Origin of the sequence: Psychrobacter sp. van23A (assembly GCF_030845275.1) — a bacterium.
Classification (GTDB): domain Bacteria; phylum Pseudomonadota; class Gammaproteobacteria; order Pseudomonadales; family Moraxellaceae; genus Psychrobacter; species Psychrobacter faecalis.
Genome location: NZ_CP132595.1, coordinates 1,263,410 through 1,281,964 on the forward strand (window position 1 = coordinate 1,263,410; position 18,555 = coordinate 1,281,964).

General features: G+C 43.2%; 15 protein-coding genes. 7 read left to right on the plus strand and 8 right to left on the minus strand.

Annotation, left to right across the window (positions count from 1 at the left end; genetic code table 11):
• Positions 1-478 precede the first annotated feature (478 nt).
• The gene (locus RAH45_RS05445; protein ID WP_191691598.1) at positions 479-1,702 is read left to right on the plus strand and encodes an alanine racemase; all 1,224 of its coding nucleotides are present in this window, start codon (positions 479-481) and stop codon (positions 1,700-1,702) included.
• The gene (locus RAH45_RS05450) at positions 1,690-3,021 is read left to right on the plus strand and encodes an FAD-linked oxidoreductase, L-gulonolactone oxidase family (RefSeq protein WP_191691600.1); all 1,332 of its coding nucleotides are present in this window, start codon (positions 1,690-1,692) and stop codon (positions 3,019-3,021) included. Before RAH45_RS05445 ends, RAH45_RS05450 begins: the two co-directional genes overlap by 13 nt.
• A 77-nt stretch (positions 3,022-3,098) precedes the next feature.
• On the opposite strand, the gene RAH45_RS05455 is transcribed toward RAH45_RS05450, so the two are convergent.
• From RAH45_RS05455 to RAH45_RS05475, 5 genes are all read right to left on the minus strand, one after another.
• Positions 3,099-3,734 (minus strand): glutathione S-transferase family protein, encoded by a 636-nt coding sequence (locus RAH45_RS05455; RefSeq protein WP_306495759.1) that lies wholly within the window; start codon positions 3,732-3,734, stop codon positions 3,099-3,101.
• Between the two features lie 28 nt (positions 3,735-3,762).
• Positions 3,763-4,440 carry a type 1 glutamine amidotransferase domain-containing protein gene (locus tag RAH45_RS05460; RefSeq protein ID WP_306495761.1) on the minus strand — a complete coding sequence of 226 codons (678 nt, stop codon included), beginning with the start codon at positions 4,438-4,440 and terminating at the stop codon, positions 3,763-3,765.
• 109 nt (positions 4,441-4,549) lie between these two features.
• On the minus strand, positions 4,550-5,599 hold the full coding sequence (locus tag RAH45_RS05465) for an NADPH-dependent curcumin/dihydrocurcumin reductase (protein WP_306495763.1): 1,050 nt from the start codon (positions 5,597-5,599) through the stop codon (positions 4,550-4,552).
• 166 nt (positions 5,600-5,765) lie between these two features.
• A complete protein-coding gene (locus RAH45_RS05470; RefSeq protein ID WP_306495765.1) occupies positions 5,766-6,983 on the minus strand; it encodes an iron-containing alcohol dehydrogenase in 1,218 nt (405 codons plus the stop codon).
• Positions 6,984-7,212: 229 nt separating this feature from the next.
• On the minus strand, positions 7,213-7,815 hold the full coding sequence (locus RAH45_RS05475; RefSeq protein ID WP_198328135.1) for a TetR/AcrR family transcriptional regulator: 603 nt from the start codon (positions 7,813-7,815) through the stop codon (positions 7,213-7,215).
• Positions 7,816-8,354: 539 nt separating this feature from the next.
• Here RAH45_RS05475 and RAH45_RS05480 point away from each other — a divergent pair.
• Complete coding sequence (locus RAH45_RS05480; protein WP_198328134.1) at positions 8,355-9,845, plus strand: aldehyde dehydrogenase family protein; 1,491 nt, start codon at positions 8,355-8,357, stop codon at positions 9,843-9,845.
• Between the two features lie 113 nt (positions 9,846-9,958).
• Here the strand turns inward: RAH45_RS05480 and RAH45_RS05485 are convergent, their stop codons facing one another.
• On the minus strand, positions 9,959-10,195 hold the full coding sequence (locus RAH45_RS05485; RefSeq protein WP_144296297.1) for a hypothetical protein: 237 nt from the start codon (positions 10,193-10,195) through the stop codon (positions 9,959-9,961).
• A 395-nt stretch (positions 10,196-10,590) separates the two neighbouring features.
• Between RAH45_RS05485 and RAH45_RS05490 the strand changes: the two genes are divergently transcribed.
• Positions 10,591-11,844, plus strand: coding sequence for an NnrS family protein (locus tag RAH45_RS05490; RefSeq protein WP_306495766.1), 1,254 nt, complete (start codon positions 10,591-10,593; stop codon positions 11,842-11,844).
• A 73-nt stretch (positions 11,845-11,917) separates the two neighbouring features.
• On the plus strand, positions 11,918-12,511 hold the full coding sequence (locus RAH45_RS05495) for an Rrf2 family transcriptional regulator (RefSeq protein WP_306495768.1): 594 nt from the start codon (positions 11,918-11,920) through the stop codon (positions 12,509-12,511).
• Positions 12,512-12,765: 254 nt separating this feature from the next.
• Here the strand turns inward: RAH45_RS05495 and RAH45_RS05500 are convergent, their stop codons facing one another.
• Entirely contained in the window at positions 12,766-13,512 is a 747-nt protein-coding gene (locus RAH45_RS05500) for a hypothetical protein (protein ID WP_306495770.1), read from the minus strand.
• A gap of 195 nt (positions 13,513-13,707) precedes the next feature.
• Positions 13,708-14,751, minus strand: a complete 1,044-nt coding sequence (locus tag RAH45_RS05505; RefSeq protein ID WP_306495771.1) for a dienelactone hydrolase family protein — start codon at positions 14,749-14,751, stop codon at positions 13,708-13,710.
• Positions 14,752-15,189: 438 nt separating this feature from the next.
• Here RAH45_RS05505 and RAH45_RS05510 point away from each other — a divergent pair, with 438 nt between their 5' ends.
• Positions 15,190-16,374, plus strand: coding sequence for an MFS transporter (locus RAH45_RS05510; protein ID WP_305935447.1), 1,185 nt, complete (start codon positions 15,190-15,192; stop codon positions 16,372-16,374).
• A gap of 314 nt (positions 16,375-16,688) precedes the next feature.
• Positions 16,689-18,353 carry a fatty acid--CoA ligase gene (locus RAH45_RS05515; RefSeq protein WP_198327858.1) on the plus strand — a complete coding sequence of 555 codons (1,665 nt, stop codon included), beginning with the start codon at positions 16,689-16,691 and terminating at the stop codon, positions 18,351-18,353.
• The last annotated feature ends 202 nt before the right edge of the window (positions 18,354-18,555 follow it).

Here is an 18,555-nt window from a genome sequence, read left to right on the forward strand (position 1 = left end):
CTATCGCCACCTGCTAAAAGTAGAAAGATAAAGTGACATCGTAGGATTCCTAGACGAGCAAAAATTGGACGAGCTATTATCCGAGCTATTATCAAATTGAGCCATAAGTGCTTCATTTAGTAGCTATAAAAAATAAAAAACAGTCAAAGGACTGTTTGCATTATTTTATCATGATTTCAATTTGAGACTATTTAGTGATTGTACTTTTTTAGTTTAAAAAGGTGAGAGCGTCATAGTTATTTTTATGCTTAAAGATATAAATAATTCCACTTTTATTTAGAGTTTTTGCTCGAAGGTCTTCTTAGCTAAACTTATTTATGTGATTTAACAAATGTCGATTTTTTATAAATATGGCGCTTGACTGAGCTAGGCTCTGGGTACAAACTATGATGCTGATATATCCTCTTTTTTAGAGGCATAATAACAGTATTATAAGAAATATAAGGTCGTATTCAATGGTCGTTACAAGGAAAGTAAAATGGATTTTGCCCACATTATTCCGTCGAAAGCTCCGAGTGCGTGGCTCGATATGGACGCGCTCGATCATAATATAACACTGGTCAACCAAAAAACTAAGTCTGTTCAACTACGCTTGGCGACCAAATCTATTCGCTCTATCGATGTTCTGCACTACATTAAAGACAAATCTCCTAACTTTATCGGGCTGATGTCTTATGCGGCCGACGAATCAGTGTATCTGTTAGAAAATGGCTTTGATAATATTCTCTGCGCTTATCCAACTTTAGATGCGAAAAGTGTCGCCGCAACTTTTGACTTTACCAAACAGGGCGCAACCATGATTTGGATGATCGATCGCCCAGAGCATGTGGATGTGCTTAATGAAGTTGCCAAAGCGCACGATGTCATTATTGATGTTTGTCTCGATATCAATATGTCGATGCCGCTGCCCAAGCTGTATTTCGGTACCAAGCGTTCGGCATTAATGAGCATCAAAGACGTAAAAAAGCTACTACAGCATATCAAAAAATATCCCAATATTAAGATCAGTGCGGCAATGGGCTATGAGGCACAAATTGCGGGTTTGCCCGAGCATTTACCGGGTAAAACTGTGTTGTCGCCTGCAATTCGTTTACTAAAAAGCCGCTCACAAAAACAAGTGAGTAAGCACCGCCGCTCAATTGTTGCCTATCTGGATAAACAAGGTTATACGCTTAAGCTCGTCAATGGGGGTGGCAGTGGCAGTATGGATTTCACCTCAAGCCAGCCTGAGGTTAGCGAAATAACGGTCGGTTCTGCCTATTATAAACCGGCGTATTTTGATTATATGGATAGCATGCATGAGTTTCAGCCTGCCGCGGGCTTTGTGCTGCCTGTGACGCGTCAACCAGAAAAAGGCGTGATTACCTGTCATAGTGGCGGCTTTATTGCCTCGGGTGCGACAGGGGCCGATAAAGCACCGGTCATTCATTATCCCAAACATTTATCCCTATTAAACGATGAAGGTTTTGGTGAAGTACAAACGCCGATGGCAATTGGCAAAACGGGCAATGATGATGAGATGCCGCGTCTTAATATTGGCGATATGGTTTGGTGCCGCCATGCAAAAGCAGGTGAGCTGTGTGAACATTTTAATGAACTCATTTGTTATCGACAATCTGGTCAGCCTACAGGGCCAGCAAACAAAGTAAAAAAACAGCAAACCATGATAACTTACCGAGGAGAGGGCAAATGTTTTCATTAAGGCAGTGGCAAGGAAGCAATGATTGGCAAAATTGGGTAGGGTACGAGCGTGCTGCCCCTGAGCAAAAACTCACGCCTTCATCGGTTGCAGAACTACAAGAGATTGTGAAAAATGCACGGGCAAATAAAAAGCGCGTTAGAGTCACCGGCGCGGCGCATTCTTTTAGTGGCTGCGCGAAACCTGAAGAAATTGCCGTCAGTTTACATAATATGCGCGGTCTTATCTCAGTCGATAAAGAGGCGAAGCTTGCCACTTTACATGCTGGTACTTACTTATATGAAATTGGCGCAGCGCTCAAAGAGCATGGTTTGGCGTTAGAAAACATGGGTGATGTGCAAGCGCAAACCATTGCTGGTGCTGCCAGTACCGCAACTCATGGCACAGGGATTACTTTAGGCTCGATTGCCAATCAAGTGGTAACCTGGGAATGGGTCGATGGTAAAGGCGAGCTGCACACCCATCATCGCGGCGACCCGAAAACTGACGAGTTGGGTAATGCCTTACATGCTAGCCTTGGTATGCTTGGTATTTTTACCAAATTGACGCTTAAGGTGGTTGACCTCTACGGACTTAAAGAGTCCAACGAAGTCTTAGATTTTGAAGAAGGGTTGGCACGTTTTCATGAAACCGCGCACAGCCATCGTCATCTAGAATGGTTTTTGTTTCCCGGCACCAATAAGATTCAGCAAAAGACGCTGTCAGTCATAGCACCCAAAGCGATGACGGGCACGCAGAAACTCAAAGATCATTTTGACAGCGTAGTCACTTTAAATGGTGCTTTTTATGTACTGTGTGAGCTGGCTCGTATGAAACCGTCGCTGACCAAAAAGGTCAGTGAAATATCAGCAAGCTCTATTCCTAATACCAAGCGTGAAGGTTACAGCTACGAGGTGTTTCCGACACCGCGCGGCGTCAAATTTAATGAATCTGAGTATTTTATCAAGTTATCTGACTTTGATGAATGTATCTCAGAGGTCAATCATATTTTATTAAACGACAATAAAGGCTCGCACTTTCCTATTGAGGTGCGCACGCATAAAGGCGAGACGGGCATGCTCAGTCCTACGCAGGGAGAGGATTGCGCGGTATTATCGTTCCACGTTTATAAAGGTATGGACTGTGAGCCATTGTTTAAATGGCTGTACGAGTATATGAAAAAATGGCAGGGTCGCCCGCACTGGGGTAAAGTGAATAAATTGAGCCGTATAGAGCTGCAAAGCTTATATCCTAAGCTCAATCGCTTTTTGGAGATACGCCGCGAGTATGATCCTGATAATGTCTTTATGAATAGCTGGCTTGAGCAAAAGTTTTGCCTTTAAAGCCCTTATTAACTTAGCCATAAAAAAACAGCTCATAAAGAGCTGTTTTTTCATATTAAACCATTGAAATGTCTTACTTAGCGCTTAATAGAGTCATCATAGTTGGCTTCCAAACGTATGGCGCGTTGGTAGCTATCAATGCTCGTCAGTTGCAAAGCATACTGTTTGATATGGGTGTAGTCTTCTAACGCGCCGCGCTTAGCGAGCATGATTAAATCAAACGACAGCATAAAGTCAGCGCCACTTAGCTTGTTACCGACAATAAATGATTTGCCTTTGACCTCATTATCTAAATAGCTCAGGAGTTTGTGCTTTTCTTGAGCGATATAACCGGTCAAAAACGCATTATCGCCAACGCCTGCTTTAGTGGTAAACAGTTCAAGCAATAACGGCAACATCAGCGAGCTTTCGGCAAAGTGAATCCACTGCAAGTAATGACCATAATCAGTGCTGTCGGTCGCAGGGCGTAATTGCTCTGGCGCAAAACGCTCAATCAATAGCTCAGTAATCGCCCCAGATTCGGCGTAAAGCTCGCCATCCATCTCAATAACCGGAGATTTACCGAGTGGATGAATTGCTTTTAGGCTATCAGGTGCTAGATGCGTGTTGGCATCGCGCTGATGGCTAATGATTTCATAAGGTTGCCCCAATTCTTCTAGTAGCCATAGCGTACGTAGTGAGCGTGATTGATTAAGATGATGTAAGCGAATCATGATGTCAGCCTTGTTGCGGTATTTTATATTAAGCGTTCAGTTTAGCCAGTAAGCGTTTGGCAGCTTCTTCTGATGAGGCTGGGTTTTGGCCGGTAATCAATAGACCGTCTTCGACGACATACGATTCCCAATCTGCGCCTTTTTGATAGTCACCGCCATTGGATTTTAAAACGTCTTCCAATAAGAAAGGTACGACGTCAGTGAGCTGTACGCCTTCTTCTTCGGTATTAGTAAAACCAGTAACTTTTTTACCTTTGACTAAATACTCACCATCGATTTTGACGTTTTTCAGCGCTGCAGGAGCGTGACAAACAAAAGCAACCGGCTTGTCTTGCTCAACAAAGCTTTCGATTAACTCGATAGAGTTTTTATCGACTGCCAAATCCCACAATGGACCATGACCGCCTGGATAAAAGACAGAATCGAAGTCTTCGGCTTTTACGTCGGCAAGCTTTTTGGTATTGGCAAGACGCTCTTGCGCCTCTTTGTCTTCTTTAAAGCGTTTGGTGTCTTTGGTTTGCGCGTCTTCCGTATCGCTACTCGGATCGAGTGGTGGTTGACCGCCAGCAGGAGAGGCTAGGGTAATATTGACGCCAGCATCTAAAAAAGCATAGTAAGGGGCGGCAAATTCTTCGAGCCAAAACCCCGTTTTCTTGCCAGTATCACCTAATTTATCGTGTGAGGTTAGTACCATTAAAATATTCATAATTGTCCTTATTTATTATTGATATTGGTATTGATGCTTGTTGGTATTCATCGTTAAGTATTGCTGAGAGACTCTATTGCTCTTAGCGGTGCGCTATTTAAAATAAGCATTACTGAACATCGGCAACTTTAACCACGGTTTTACCGAAGTTCTTACCCTCTAACATGTCAAAGAAAGCTTGCGGCGCTTGTGCTAAGCCATCGACGATATGCTCTTTGGTTTTGACTTTACCTGACTCAACCCATTCGCCCATGGTTTTTAAGAACTCTGGGAAATGATCGCCGTACTCTTCAAAGATAATAAAACCTTTGATAGTCAGGCGCTGGCTCAGAATAAGACCCATTAGCATACCGAGGCGGTCTTTGCCATCAGGAAGTTCAGTCGCATTATATTGTGACACTAGGCCGCACACTGGGATACGCGCATGGGCATTTAGTAATGGCAATACACCATCGAGTACTTTACCGCCAACGTTTTCATAATAGATGTCGATACCATCTGGGCAAGCGTTTTTTAGCTGTTCGGCAAAGTCGTCGGCTTTATGGTCGATACAAATATCAAAGCCCAATTCTTCAACTGCATAGGCGCATTTTTCCGCACCGCCTGCCACACCAACGGTACGCAAGCCTAAATGCTTGCCGACTTGTCCGACCGTTGCGCCCACAGGACCAGTTGCTGCTGCGACGACTAAGGTTTCGCCTTGTTTTGGTTTACCGATATCGGTTAAACCCATGTAGCCGGTAAAGCCTGGCATACCAAGGACACCTAAACCATACGAAGGGTTGGACATATTCTTATCAAGCTTGACCACGCCTTCGCCATCACTGACGCTATAATCCTGCCAGCCTGAATTTGATACCACCAAATCACCAACGGCAAATTTATCGATATTAGATTCGACCACTTGGGCGACCGTGCCACCTATCATCACATCGCCGACTTCTAGTGGGTCAGCATAGCTTTTTGACGCGCTCATACGTCCGCGCATATACGGGTCAAGTGACATATAAACCGTGCGTAGTAGCATTTGCTTGTCGTTAGGCGTTGGGATGTCGCTGATGGTCAGCTCAAAGTTATCTTTAGTAGGAGCGCCATTCGGGCGGCTAGCAAGTTTGATTTGACGATTTTGTTGTTGGTTTTGTTGTTCATTAAAGCTCATGTTAAAGCTCCTTATTCTAGTTATTATTCTAGTTATTGGTTGTAGTTATTGGTTGTAGTTATTGGTTTTTTAAAGTTTTAAAATTCTTAAAGTCAGTAGCCATACTAAGGTGGATGGCTACCGATTGTTGTGGATAAGAAAGTTACGATGATAAGGCTTTAAATGATTAGGCTTTGCTCGTCACGGCGCGTTCTAAGATGCGGCGTGATACGTCTAAATCATTTTCACCATGTTCGCCCAATTTCACCATTTTGTGTGCTTCAAGTTGCTTAATAATAAGGTCAATCGCCGACTTATCTAACTCAGCATCTTCTAAGCTCACTGGCAAGCCAAGCTCGCGGAAGAAGTTCTCAGTATGCACAATAGCAGTTTCGATGATGGTATCGTCGTCTAAATCTGTATCTGTAATGTTCCAAACGTTACGCGCATATTGGAGCAATTTGTCTTTTTTACTGTCTTTAAGCTCACGCATGACTGACGGCAGTACAATCGTGAGCGTGCGAGCATGGTCAATCGCGTGTAGAGAAGTCAATTCATGACCAATCATATGCGTCGTCCAATCTTGTGGCACGCCCGTACCAATCAGACCATTTAATGCCATGGTTGCTGTCCACATGATGTTTTTACGCGTTTCTAAATTCTCTGGGTCGGCCTTGACCGCTTTACCTTCTTCGATAAGAATTTTTAATAAACTCTCAGAAAAGGCATCTTGCACTTTGGCATTAATAGGATAGGTAAGGTACTGCTCCATGACGTGAACAAAGGCGTCAGCGACACCGTTCATCACTTGGCGCTCAGGTAATGTCAAGGTTTTGGTAGGGTCCAAAATTGAGAATTTAGGAAAGGTAAGCGGGTTACCAAAGGGTAGTTTTGCTTGACGTTCGCTATAGTTAATTACGCCGCCAGAGTTCATCTCAGAACCGGTCGCTGGAATGGTCAATACTGCGCCTAAATCAATCGCTGAGTCGATGTTTTTGCAATAGCTGGTCAATGCGTCCCACGCTTTTTCACGAGAAACCGTACCATCTGTGCTACCTTCTTCAGTTAATGAAGACACAAGGGCGACAAATTTACTGCCATCAATGACTGAACCGCCACCAACGGCCAATAAGAAATCAATATTATGCTCATTGACCATGTCAGCGGCTTTTAGCAGCGTGGTAAACTCTGGATTGGCTTCAATACCGCCAAACTCAAATACTTCACGGTTGCCGTTAGCACCTAGCGCATTTTTTACTTCATCTAAGGTGCCAGTACGCTGCGCTGAACCACCGCCATAAGTGATTAATACACGTGCATCGGTTGGCACCAGTTCTGACAATTTTTTGATTTGACCTTCGCCAAAGACGATACGAACGGGATTGTAATATTGAAAGTTATTCATAAAATTCCTAGTTGTTAATGAGAAGCTGTAAGGTGAGTTTTAAGAAGTGTGTAGGTTGTGAGCGCAAAAATTAGATCGTAGTAACTTTTGCTGTTTGAGCGTATTTTACATCAATTAGACCGGTCGTCTAGTAATTTATTATTAATTTTACAAAACTATCGTATAACCGAAAATCGTCATTGATTAGCTAGCGGTCTAAATAGTTGCTCATGGAAATCCTGAATAATATTTAGCGACCAAGTTGCGAGGTGGTCATCAGCCAAACTTCTGCCAATGGTGTATCGGTTTGACTGATTTTAGCGATTAAGCTGGCACCTAACCACGCAAAGTACCAACGCTTAGCCATACTTTCAGCGGCGATATTATCAGGGTGAGGAATTGAACGATCTGCCCAGCCGGCTTTTATTTGCTCAGCAATCCAATTAACAGTTTGCTGATAACCTGAATACAAGGCTTTACGCATGGTTTCTGAGATATCAGCCACTTCAGCGCTGAGCTTAACTACCAAGCATTTTTCATGGTCGCAGCCGTTTTGCTGGGTGTCATACCAGTTCTGAAAATAGTTATAAATCTTTTGTTGCGCGCTAATATCTTCAGCTGCAATCGACTCTAAGCGCCTTTTATAGTTAGCAAAATAATGCTCGATGATGGCTTCACCAAAAGCTTCTTTTGAAGCAAAGTAATGATAAAACGAGCCTTTAGGTACACCGGCAGTATCGAGTATTTGTTTGATACCGACAGCGGTAAAACCTTTTTGGGCAATAAGCTTATAACCTATCGCTAACAGAAGCGCCTTCGTATCGGATGGAATAGGGGTGGTAATATCAGACATGAAGAGGATGTTCTCCTTAGGGTATTATTTGGTTATGTAATCGAATGGAAATCAGTTAAATAGAAACCAGGGTTGAGAGCACTACTTTGATAATAGTTTTAAGCGTTACGTTTTCTCAACAATACATAATGATAAATTATTCTTGTTTTTGTGCTTACTATGGTAGCATTAGACCAGTCGTCTAGCAAGTTACGTTTGGTGAGAAGGCTTTTATTTATTAACGCAACTTATAAATGAATTCTTTTATCAATGAAACCTTTTATCAACGTTGAGCAGCAAGTTTTTTGCACAATAGTTGTGCCGACTGTTTATAAAGTGATACAACCTAGGGTTTTATACGTCAATCTCAACTTATCGTAGGCTTTTGATTTTTATAGAATTTAAAATTCTAATTGTTTTAACTGAAATTTTAAAAAGTAAGTAAACCAATACCTTAGAAAAATAAGTTGAGAGTGGGGTGTTTTATATAAGTTTCTATCTAGAAAATACTTTTAATTGAATGGCTCTTAAAAACAAACTTAAAATAAATAAGGATAATTATGTCAACCGATACTAAGCATACTCAACAAAGCGCGTATAACGATTTTCATTTGCAATATATCGCCGGTACTTGGCAAAAAGGTCAAGACGATAGCGTCAATACCGATACCAATCCTTTTAATGGCGAAACCTTGGTAGAGATTCAGCAAGCAACCGATAAACAGCTCGATGAAGCTTTTCAGGCGGCAACCAAAGCACAGGCAGAATGGGCGAAGCAAACGCCAGCCCAGCGTGCAGCGGTATTATATAAAGTTGTCAATATTTTTGATGAGCGTCAAGAAGAAATCGTTGAGTGGTTAATTAAAGAGTCGGGCAGTACCCGTATTAAAGCCATGGTCGAGTTTGGTAGTGCGCGTGCGATTACGCTTGAAGCGGCTACTTTTCCTAACCGCGTGCATGGCGAGATTCGCCCTTCTAATACGCCGGGTAAAGAGAACTTTATTTATCGTGAGCCGATGGGCGTGATTGCTGTGATTAGCCCATGGAACTTTCCTCTACATTTAACCCAGCGTTCTATTGCGCCTGCGTTAGCCTTGGGTAATGCCGTGGTGCTCAAACCTGCCAGTGATACGCCGATTACTGGCGGTCTACTATTGGCAAAAATATTTGAAGAAGCGGGTCTGCCAAAAGGGCTGCTGAGCGTGGTCGTTGGCGCAGGTAGCGAGATTGGCGATGCGATTGTTACTCACGATATTCCAAGCTTGGTGTCATTTACTGGTTCAACGGCGGTTGGCAAACATATCGGCGAGCTTGCTAACAGCGGCGATTATATAAAGCAAGTGGCGCTTGAGCTTGGTGGTAATAGCCCATTTGTGGTGCTAAAAGATGCCGACATCGAACAAGCGGTAAAAGCAGCAGCCTTTGGTAAATTCCTGCACCAAGGACAAATCTGTATTGCGATTAATCGCATCATTGTCGAAGATGAGATTTATGATGATTTCGTTGAGCGTTTCCTCGCTCACGTAAAAACCCTAAATGTCGGTGATCCTAGCAAAGAAGACACCGCAGTTGGCCCTATCATCAATAAAAAACAAGTCGAATCGCTACAAGAAAAAATCGCCAAAGCGCAGAAAGAGGGCGCTAAGATGCTATTAAGTGGTGAGATTAAAGGTCAGGTGGTGCCGCCGCATATCTTTAGTGAAGTGACGCGTGAGATGGACTTATCCTGTAATGAAGTTTTTGGCCCTGTGGTTGGTATCATTCGTGCCAAGGATGAAGATGATGCGCTGTCGATTGCCAATGACTCTATGTATGGTCTATCGAGTGCGGTCTTTACCCAAGATATGGAAAAAGGTCTGCGTTTTGCGCGCGGTATCAAAGCGGGCATGACCCATATCAACGATATCTCGGTCAATGATGAAAGTAATGCGCCGTTCGGTGGCGAGAAAAACTCTGGTATTGGACGCTTTAATGGTGAGTGGATACTAGAAGAATTTACCGCTTTGCATTGGATTTCAGTACAGCATAAACCACGTGAGTATCCGTTCTAATCAACGTATTTTGGTTAGACGTATTTAATTAAACGTACTGCTATGAAAAAAGACCGCCTTGATGGTGGTCTTTTTTCTTACTAATAATGTCGTGACTCTAAAAGTTGATTATTCTAATGTTGCTTAGTATGAAAACCCAATAACGCTTCGATTTCCTCGATAGACATACGGCGGGTCAGTGCTTGCTCTTCTACCGTCAAGCGATTGGCGTGCTCTTTAATCATGGTATGGATACTGCGCGCGACCTCTGATGTCGTGGCATAATACATTTGTGGTTGTTGTTCGGTCAGTAGGGTTAAAAAACGATTAACAATTTTGCGTTTTTCAATTGGCGCATGTGCTTCTGTCATGACATTCTCCTCAAGGTGGACCATTTATGTAGTCAAATTAGCCGTGGTCACTATTGATGATGGTAATAATGAAAGCAAATATCAAGGTGCTGGCTACTTTAGCGCTTAGTTCGTAGCGCGTCGCTTTTAGAATTTACATTTATACTGCCGTAAATTCGCCGATATCAGTCATTTGCGATAAGTTATTTAATAGCCGTGGTTTAGCATAAATGATAGAATATAGATTAATATAATATAAGTTATCTAGTGTAGCGCGTTATATGAGTCAAAGGTGTATATAATAGGTGCGTTAATCTACTGTAGCAGTTATATAGTTTCAGTTGTATTATGTATAACATTCATTTAAAATATATCTTTAAGACATACCTTCTAACTTTGACTATAAGAAGTCTGTTATGCAATCAATTAATTTACCTACCAAACCGCCAAGCTCGCCGCATCCTATTCTTAACCTGAGCTTTCGGATATTTTTTAGTGCCGCGGCTTTATTTGCCATTATCACAATGACTCTATGGGCGTTTGTGTTTACCGGACACACGGATATCGATGCGCAAACGCTAAATCCGCTGTATTGGCATGGTCATGAAATGATTTATGGCTATGCGCTGGCAGTCGTGGCGGGTTTCTTATTGACCGCAGTGAAAACCTGGACGGGCGTGATGATGCCACATGGTTATAAGCTGCTCGGTATCTTTATGTGTTGGTTGCTGGCACGCTTGGGTTGGGTAGCTTTCGGCCTCGGTATTACGGTAGCTGGTAGCGGGGCAGCCTTACTATATGCCGCGGCGATATTTGATTTATTGTTTGTCGGCTGGATGGCATTTGTGATTTCTCGGGCAGTGCTACAAGTAAAGCAATATAAGCAGATGGGTATTCTAGCCAAGCTTACGCTCCTAACACTCGGTAATGCGCTATGCTATTGGGGCATTATCAGCGCCAATATAAATTTGACCAAGTTAGGTATCTATTTAGGTTTTTACTTGATTATCGGCCTAGTGTTGACCATCGGTCGCCGCGTGGTGCCGTTCTTTATCGAGCGTGGTTTAAGTATTCCAAACGCTAAAGGCGAAAAAGAAGAAGTGACGGTACGTAATAATAAAGCACAAGATATCGCAAGTTTACTGTTTTTCTTTGTTTTTTTCCTCGTTGATTTATTTTACCCCAATAAATACTTGCTTACCATCAGTGCCCTTGGGGTCGCGGTGGTCAATATCGTGCGCTTAGCGGGTTGGTATCATCGTGGCATTTGGCAAAAACCGCTCTTATGGTCGTTATATATCGCGTTTTTAGGCATGTGTCTGAGTTTTGTGTTATACGCACTACAGCCATGGCTCGGTTACAGCCACAGCATCGCCGTCCATGGTTTATCCATCTCTGGCGTGGGTATGATGACAGTAGCAATGATGGCGCGGGTATCGCTCGGTCATACAGGTCGCAGTATCCATCAACCGCCCAAAATCGTCAATCTTATGTTTGTACTGATGGTGCTGACGTTTGTCAGTCGAGTATTTTTACCATTGGTCGATATGAGCCATTACTTATTATGGATTATGACGGCGCAAGGTGCTTGGATTGCTTGTTTTGCACTATTTTGCATCAGTTATTTACCGATGCTGGCACGCCAACGGCCAGATGGCTTATTTGGTTAATAAGGTTTTGACGTGATCAACGTTATTTTACAACGTCAAGTTAATATTCATCTCAAACAGGGGAGCGCAAAAAATGCGACTGACCAACTATAGTGATTATGCGCTGCGCTCATTAATATATTTGGCGATTAAGCCTGAGCCGCATCTATTGGCAAACATCAGTGACATTGCCAACAGCTACAATATCTCTAAAAGTCATTTAACCAAGATTATTCACCAACTGGGGCAGCTTGGTTATATCGACAGCGTACGCGGTAAAAATGGCGGTATTCGCTTGGCTTGTCGGCCAAAGGATATCAATTTGGGCGTATTGATTAAGCAAATTGAGCCAGATTTTAATTTGGTTGAATGTTTTTCGACTGATTTACTAGTAACTGCCAAACCCGATGTTAATACTAATAGCACGGTGAATAGTCCGGTTATTAGTGAAGACAGCGGGGTCGCCAAAGATTTGGCTTTGACGCTTATCGACGAAGAGGCCAGTGCGGTGGTCAAATCAGGCTGTATCATTAGCCCCGTCTGTCAGTTAAAGCAGGTATTTTTTGAAGCGCTGACTGCTTTTATCAACGTCCTTGAGCGTTATACCTTGGCGGATATTATCAGTAATGAGGCAGAGCTTGCGGAGTTATTGTTTTATAGAAATGGTCTGAATAGCTTTGTAAAATAGAAGCTTTATATAGTCAGTGCAAAATAAAAGCGATACGTTATAGCTTTTTTGCGACTGGTATAAATTTTCCTTGCTTGCTGTTATCACAGAGGCTACGAAAAATTCATCCCAGTCGCACTGTATCAATTTTAAAGTGATTCTACTATATATAAAATCGCCACAAAAAAAGGCTGCCCCTCTAGTAATAATATGGGTAGCCTTTTTTATTATCAATTTTTAAATCATTCGATTTAAGCAACTAATCGTCTAATCATCTAAGCTTTTTCAAGCTTCGGACGTGCTTTATCGATGGCTTTTAATAAGGCTTTTTCAAACTCGCCTTCCTTAAACTTCACCAAATAAGAATGCGCGGCGCAAAAGTTTCGTACCTCACGCCATTCATGTGCCAAATTGGCCGCCCAATCGCAGTATTGCTTGCCAGCATCAGGCTCATCTTTGAGCGCTTTTTTGGTGGTTGGGTGCAATAGCAGCTCAGGCAACACCGCTTCTAGGAGTTTGGTTGGCGGACTCATAAAGGTGTCATCGACGTGTAGGCTTTTACTGGCAGGATGAAAGGCCAACAGCGACCCTGCATGAATCATCTCATTAGGTGAGATATAGTGAATGCCTTCTGACATAGAAAACTTTAGCTCAGGATAACGCTTGGCGACGGCCTCGCTTTCGACCAAATCGTCTGCCCATTTCACCTCAGGGATTTTTTTATGATGACGGCGACTGCCATAAAAAGTCGCTTGCGGGAAATCTTTTGCCATCTGCGCGCAGTGAATCGTATGAAAGGGATGGACGTTGAGCACAGCTTCAACATCTTGCCCATTATTGGTTAAGGCCATTACTTCATTGCGTACGTCGCCAGTAAGCTTATAGCTATCTAAAAAGACAAAACGCCCTGAATCTAACTTAATCAGTGAGCATTGGGTGCCTATATTAAGGACGCCGCCTATGCGAAACGTACCGCGAATATTCCAAAATCCTGCGCCTAAATCATGTATTTTATCGGTCATTAATATTCTTCCTTAATCATTATTTTATGAGTTTTTTTAATTGTTAGTCATAGCAATAAATATGGATAGTTTTTGATTATGTTTTTTTAAGCATGCAAAGTCTGTAAGCAAAAGGATATCAGGACTATAAATATGTAAGTTTGAAAAAGATGAAGGAGAAAAAATATTAAATACAAGGCAAATTAAGAGCAGTGCTTATCCACAATCTTTATAATCGTAAGAAGATATACGGGGGCTGTTGCCATAGTTTTCGTTATTACATAAAAATTTATCGAAGCGAGTATCACCATTGATGTAGCGATGCATCCAAGCAATACCCGGTTTGCTGAGTAATATCTCATTAAAGCGATAGCTTGGACAAAAGTGGCTGCCGTTTTTTATTTCAATCTTCATTTTTGGCCCAGCAGCATGATTATAAAACGGACTGCTGTACTTCTTACTAGAGGCAATGCGGTCATTTTGGCAGGTAATAAATAACGCGGGCGTGTCCATAATGCCGTAGTCTTTATCATGATAAGGCGTTTGCGGAATAATGGCGCGAACGTCACTGCGCTGGGTTGCTAACTGCAGCGCGCCACCACCGCCCATTGACCAGCCGATGGCGCCCAAACGTGTGCTATCTATTTGCGCACCTACCGTACTATCGCTCACAATATGATCGAGGGCGGCGCTCAACTGCGTCGCACGGCTATTTGGATCATCATAAATAGAGTTGGTGTCGATAGTAATCACCACAAATCCCCAAGATGCCAGACGCGGACCCCACCATTTAATCGATGCTTCATAAGACACATAACCGGGAATCACTGCGATGCCGCCTAACAGGCCGCAGTCTCCAGCATTGGTAGGATAATGAATGGTGCCGCCGCCAAAGCCATTTGCTAACTGACGAGGAATGGCTTTACTTGCCACCGTAAAAGGACCATTATCACGCGTAGCTGATAGCTCAGCTGCGGTAATGACACTATCAGCGATACAGTTTGATCTGGAGGCTGTAAATGTGGTGGTGGTCAAAGTTGCTTTACTTGCAGGCACTTTGGCTAATGATGCAGGGGTTAATAATATTTCGTTTGAAGTCGCTTTGGTTGCTGTAGTTGGTAAGGTAATGGTTGATTGCTCTTTAATTGAAAAGGTTTGAATTGAGTCTGTTGGTTGTGCTGCGACTGCTGCCATATTCACAGAAATAATCAGTGTGCCGGTTAGGGCAATCAATCTTAGATAAAAAGGGTTGTTTAACATGATAAAGGGTCTGTTAGATGATGGTTGGTTTTAATAGCAAAGCAAAATAATAGTAGACAGTAATCTATTCGCTGTCAAAAATAACAGTCACCTCTACAGTGCTAAAACGGCTTTTATAAAGCGGCATTTAAAAAGCTGGCGTGAATAACATACCGAAACCTGAGTCTGGTATTTGCTGTGATAAAATCACCAATCAGCCATCTTTTTATAGTCAGTTATAAGTTTTATGCTAGGCATGATGTAATTGCTACCACTTATTTCTATCACCCATGCGTCATTTAGTACGAGCCAGCACAAAAGTCAGCTCTAGCTAAAAAAGCACTCAATATAGTAAGTCATACTTTGAACAATCATATAAATAACAGTATAAATAATGATAGCGATGTTAATGGCAAAGCCGCTGGTATTAGCCAAGATAATAGCGTCAGCAATCGCCGTATGAACACACCCTTTGCCGCGCCTTCATGGGTACTTAAGCTGACGATTGGCTTGATTGGGATGTTTGCTTTTTTGCAGGTCTATTCTATTCAAGCTATTTTACCGGTCTTGATGATGGATTTCACCGCAACTGAGGTGCAGGCGGGCATGATTGTTGGTGCCACCATATTGGCAATTGCTATCATGTCACCATTTTTGGGCATGCTGTCTGATGCAGTAGGACGCAAGTCATTTATCGTTGGGGCGTTATTGTTTTTAGCGATACCCACTGCGTTAATTGCCCAAAGTCCGAATATCGGCTGGATGGGCATGTGGCGCTTTATGCAGGGATTGTCTGTGCCCGGTATTACGGTGGTGACGATTGCTTATATCGGCGAAGAGTTTGAGGGACGGGCGCTCACTGAGCTGATGTCGTTTTATGTGTCAGGGTCGGTGCTCGGCGGCTTTATGGGGCGCTTTTTACTTGGGCACTTGCACGAACTTATTGGTTGGCGCGCTGGCTACTATGTGATGGCAGGTATGACGCTGATCGGGGCGCTGTGGGTGGGTAAAATGCTGCCCGCATCACGGCACTTCGTTGCTAATCCCAACTTTCGCTCAGCCATGCAGACCCTCGGTGAGCATTTGGTCAATCGCTATGTTGTCACTTCCTGTTTGCTTGGTGCTTGTGTGTTGTTCTCGTTGGTTGGCTGTTTTACCTTTATTAATCTGCATTTGGCCGATACACCTTATGAATTAAGCACAGGTGCGCTTGCCAATATTTTTGCGGTGTATTTAATTGGCGTTGTCATCACCCCATTATCGACGACGTTGCTGCGCCGCTTTGGTTCAGCGCGTACGGTTCGCGTGGCAGTTATTATCTCGATGTTTGGCGTGCTCTTAACGCTCGTGACGCCGCTTTGGGGCATCGTACTGGGGCTTGCCATCATGTCTAGCGGCGTCTTTATTACCCAAGCGGCCACCATCAGCTATATTGCGGTCAATGTCAAAAAAGGACGCTCATTGGCCTCAGGCTTATATTATATGGGCTATTACGCGGGCGGCACGATGGGCGCGTGGCTCTGCGGCATCGCTTACGCGCGTGGACAATGGTCGCTGACGGTTTGGTTATTATTGTTTGTGCAAGTGCTGGCTCTATTGGTCGCTAGCATTGGGATGGTCAAAACAACGGCTCGCGCGGAGTAATACAGATTTTTACTACCCTTTAACATACACTTTTAACCTCACTCGACCTTATAACCTAACTTGCCATAACACAATAACCTAAGTATTTAAACGTCAATCAAAGAACCTATAGTCGTCAGCGACTTACGCAAGCAGGCTTTACATGGCCTAGGTTTTTTCTTACTATCGATAGAGCTTATCAAGAATGACGATAAGTATTGCCATCCATTACAGCCACGCGTATACCGATAAAAACGCTCTTTTTTTATATGTTTCTTAAACCTTATTAAAAGTGCTTTAAGATAATTAAAATCACCCACAAGGAAGTCAAATTTATGTCAAATATTTATCATAGTGCGCCGTCAGCCTACGATTATCCCTTAATCGTCAAGCAACTCTTAAACCGTGCCAAAACGGTGTCGCTAGAGCAAGAAATTATTTATGCCGATAAAAAACGCCTCACTTATAAAGAGTTGTTTGAGCGTATCAATCGTTTAGCTAATGTTTTAGCCGACCTAAATCTTGATGCCGGTGATGTGATTGCGGTGATGGATTGGGACAGTCATCGCTATTTAGAATCGTATTTCGCCGTACCGATGTCAGAATATATTTTGCAAACCGTCAATATCCGCCTGTCACCTGAAAAAATCCTCTATACCATCAACCACGCTAAGCCAAAAGTATTGCTACTAAACTCTGAGTTTGCGCCATTGGTGAAAGACTATCAGTTTGAAAACTCTAGCATTGAGCATATTATTTGGCTTGATGACAATGGCGTGTCACATGAAGGCGTCTTTGGCGGTAATCAAAATCGCGTCACTGGAGAGTATGAAGCATTGTTAGAGGCCGCCAGTAGCGAGTTTGATTTCCCAGATTTTGATGAAGATACTATTGCCACGACTTTTTATACTTCAGGTACAACAGGCGATCCAAAAGGGGTGTTCTTTAGCCACCGCCAACTGGTCTTGCACAGTCTGACGGAAGCCGCGACCTTGGGTATGCTGCCCAATAAACAAGGCGTCAGTTACGGCGATGTTTATATGCCGATGACGCCGATGTTCCACGTTCATGCGTGGGGCTTCCCATTTACCGCCACAATGGTTGGTTTAAAACAAGTCTATCCCGGACGTTACGCGCCTGATGCCTTGATGGATTTGATTATCAATGAAAAGGTCAGTATCACCCACTGCGTACCAACGATTTTGCAGATGGTACTCAAAGAAGCGCAAGAGCGTGATGCCAGTTTTAATGGGTTAAAAATGATTATCGGTGGTTCGAAACTGACTGAAGGCCTAGCGAGAGCCGCATTGGCGCAAGATATTGAGGTTTATACTGGCTACGGCATGTCTGAGACTGCACCGCTGATTAGCTTGACAGAATTTAGCCTAAATGAGCCTGAGATGTCTGAGGACGAAGATATCGCTCGCCGCTGTATGACGGGTAAGCCAGTACTGATGGTGGACGCTCAAATATGGAATACTGATAATGAGTCCGTCGGTACGGGCAAAGACAATACCGGCGAGTTGGTGCTGCGCGCGCCTTGGCTAACACAAAGCTATCTGAAAAATGACGATGCTGGTAAAGAGCTGTGGGAAAATGGCTATATGCATACCCAAGATATCGCCTATATGCGTCCTGATGGTTATATTAAAATCACCGATCGTTTAAAAGACGTCATCAAGTCAGGCGGCGAGTGGATATCGTCATTAGAGATTGAAACGATTTTATCCTTGCATCCCGCAGTCGCTGACGTATCGGTGATTGGTATCCGTGATAAACAATGGGGCGAGCGTCCGCTAGCTTTGATTGTACTCAAACCTGCCTGTCAAGATACTAACGCCGATGACATCAAAGCGCTTGCCGAACAGGCGGTAGCGCGGGGAATTATTCCTAAATACGGCGTGCCAAGTCAGTTTAAGTTTGTCGATGAGCTGCCAAAAACCTCGGTTGGTAAACACGATAAAAAAGTCATGCGCGAAATGTACGATGAGCAGAAATAAGACTTCATTAAATAGTCAGCTGTTTAAAACGCTTGCGTTAAGCAAAATATCAAATGGCTGACATGCGTAGTAGTTGACCTTTATCTCTAGCTCTGCTACATTTTAAACCGATACATAACGTATCGGTTTTTTAGTTCTGGCAGGGACAGCCAGTTTTATACTATGATAGTATTGAATAAGAGCGTATCTTATAAAGCGTCAT

Bases quoted from the DNA above. Each gene is read 5' to 3' on its own strand.
- RAH45_RS05480 (WP_198328134.1), top strand. From the start codon at position 8,355: ATGTCAACCGATACTAAGCATACTCAACAAAGCGCGTATAACGATTTT.
- RAH45_RS05490 (WP_306495766.1), top strand. From the start codon at position 10,591: ATGCAATCAATTAATTTACCTACCAAACCGCCAAGCTCGCCGCATCCT.
- RAH45_RS05500 (WP_306495770.1), bottom strand. From the start codon at position 13,512: ATGACCGATAAAATACATGATTTAGGCGCAGGATTTTGGAATATTCGC.
- RAH45_RS05505 (WP_306495771.1), bottom strand. From the start codon at position 14,751: ATGTTAAACAACCCTTTTTATCTAAGATTGATTGCCCTAACCGGCACA.
- RAH45_RS05475 (WP_198328135.1), bottom strand. From the start codon at position 7,815: ATGTCTGATATTACCACCCCTATTCCATCCGATACGAAGGCGCTTCTG.
- RAH45_RS05495 (WP_306495768.1), top strand. From the start codon at position 11,918: ATGCGACTGACCAACTATAGTGATTATGCGCTGCGCTCATTAATATAT.
- RAH45_RS05460 (WP_306495761.1), bottom strand. From the start codon at position 4,440: ATGAATATTTTAATGGTACTAACCTCACACGATAAATTAGGTGATACT.
- RAH45_RS05450 (WP_191691600.1), top strand. From the start codon at position 1,690: ATGTTTTCATTAAGGCAGTGGCAAGGAAGCAATGATTGGCAAAATTGG.
- RAH45_RS05465 (WP_306495763.1), bottom strand. From the start codon at position 5,599: ATGAGCTTTAATGAACAACAAAACCAACAACAAAATCGTCAAATCAAA.
- RAH45_RS05485 (WP_144296297.1), bottom strand. From the start codon at position 10,195: ATGACAGAAGCACATGCGCCAATTGAAAAACGCAAAATTGTTAATCGT.
- RAH45_RS05455 (WP_306495759.1), bottom strand. From the start codon at position 3,734: ATGATTCGCTTACATCATCTTAATCAATCACGCTCACTACGTACGCTA.
- RAH45_RS05470 (WP_306495765.1), bottom strand. From the start codon at position 6,983: ATGAATAACTTTCAATATTACAATCCCGTTCGTATCGTCTTTGGCGAA.
- RAH45_RS05445 (WP_191691598.1), top strand. From the start codon at position 479: ATGGATTTTGCCCACATTATTCCGTCGAAAGCTCCGAGTGCGTGGCTC.
- RAH45_RS05510 (WP_305935447.1), top strand. From the start codon at position 15,190: ATGAACACACCCTTTGCCGCGCCTTCATGGGTACTTAAGCTGACGATT.
- RAH45_RS05515 (WP_198327858.1), top strand. From the start codon at position 16,689: ATGTCAAATATTTATCATAGTGCGCCGTCAGCCTACGATTATCCCTTA.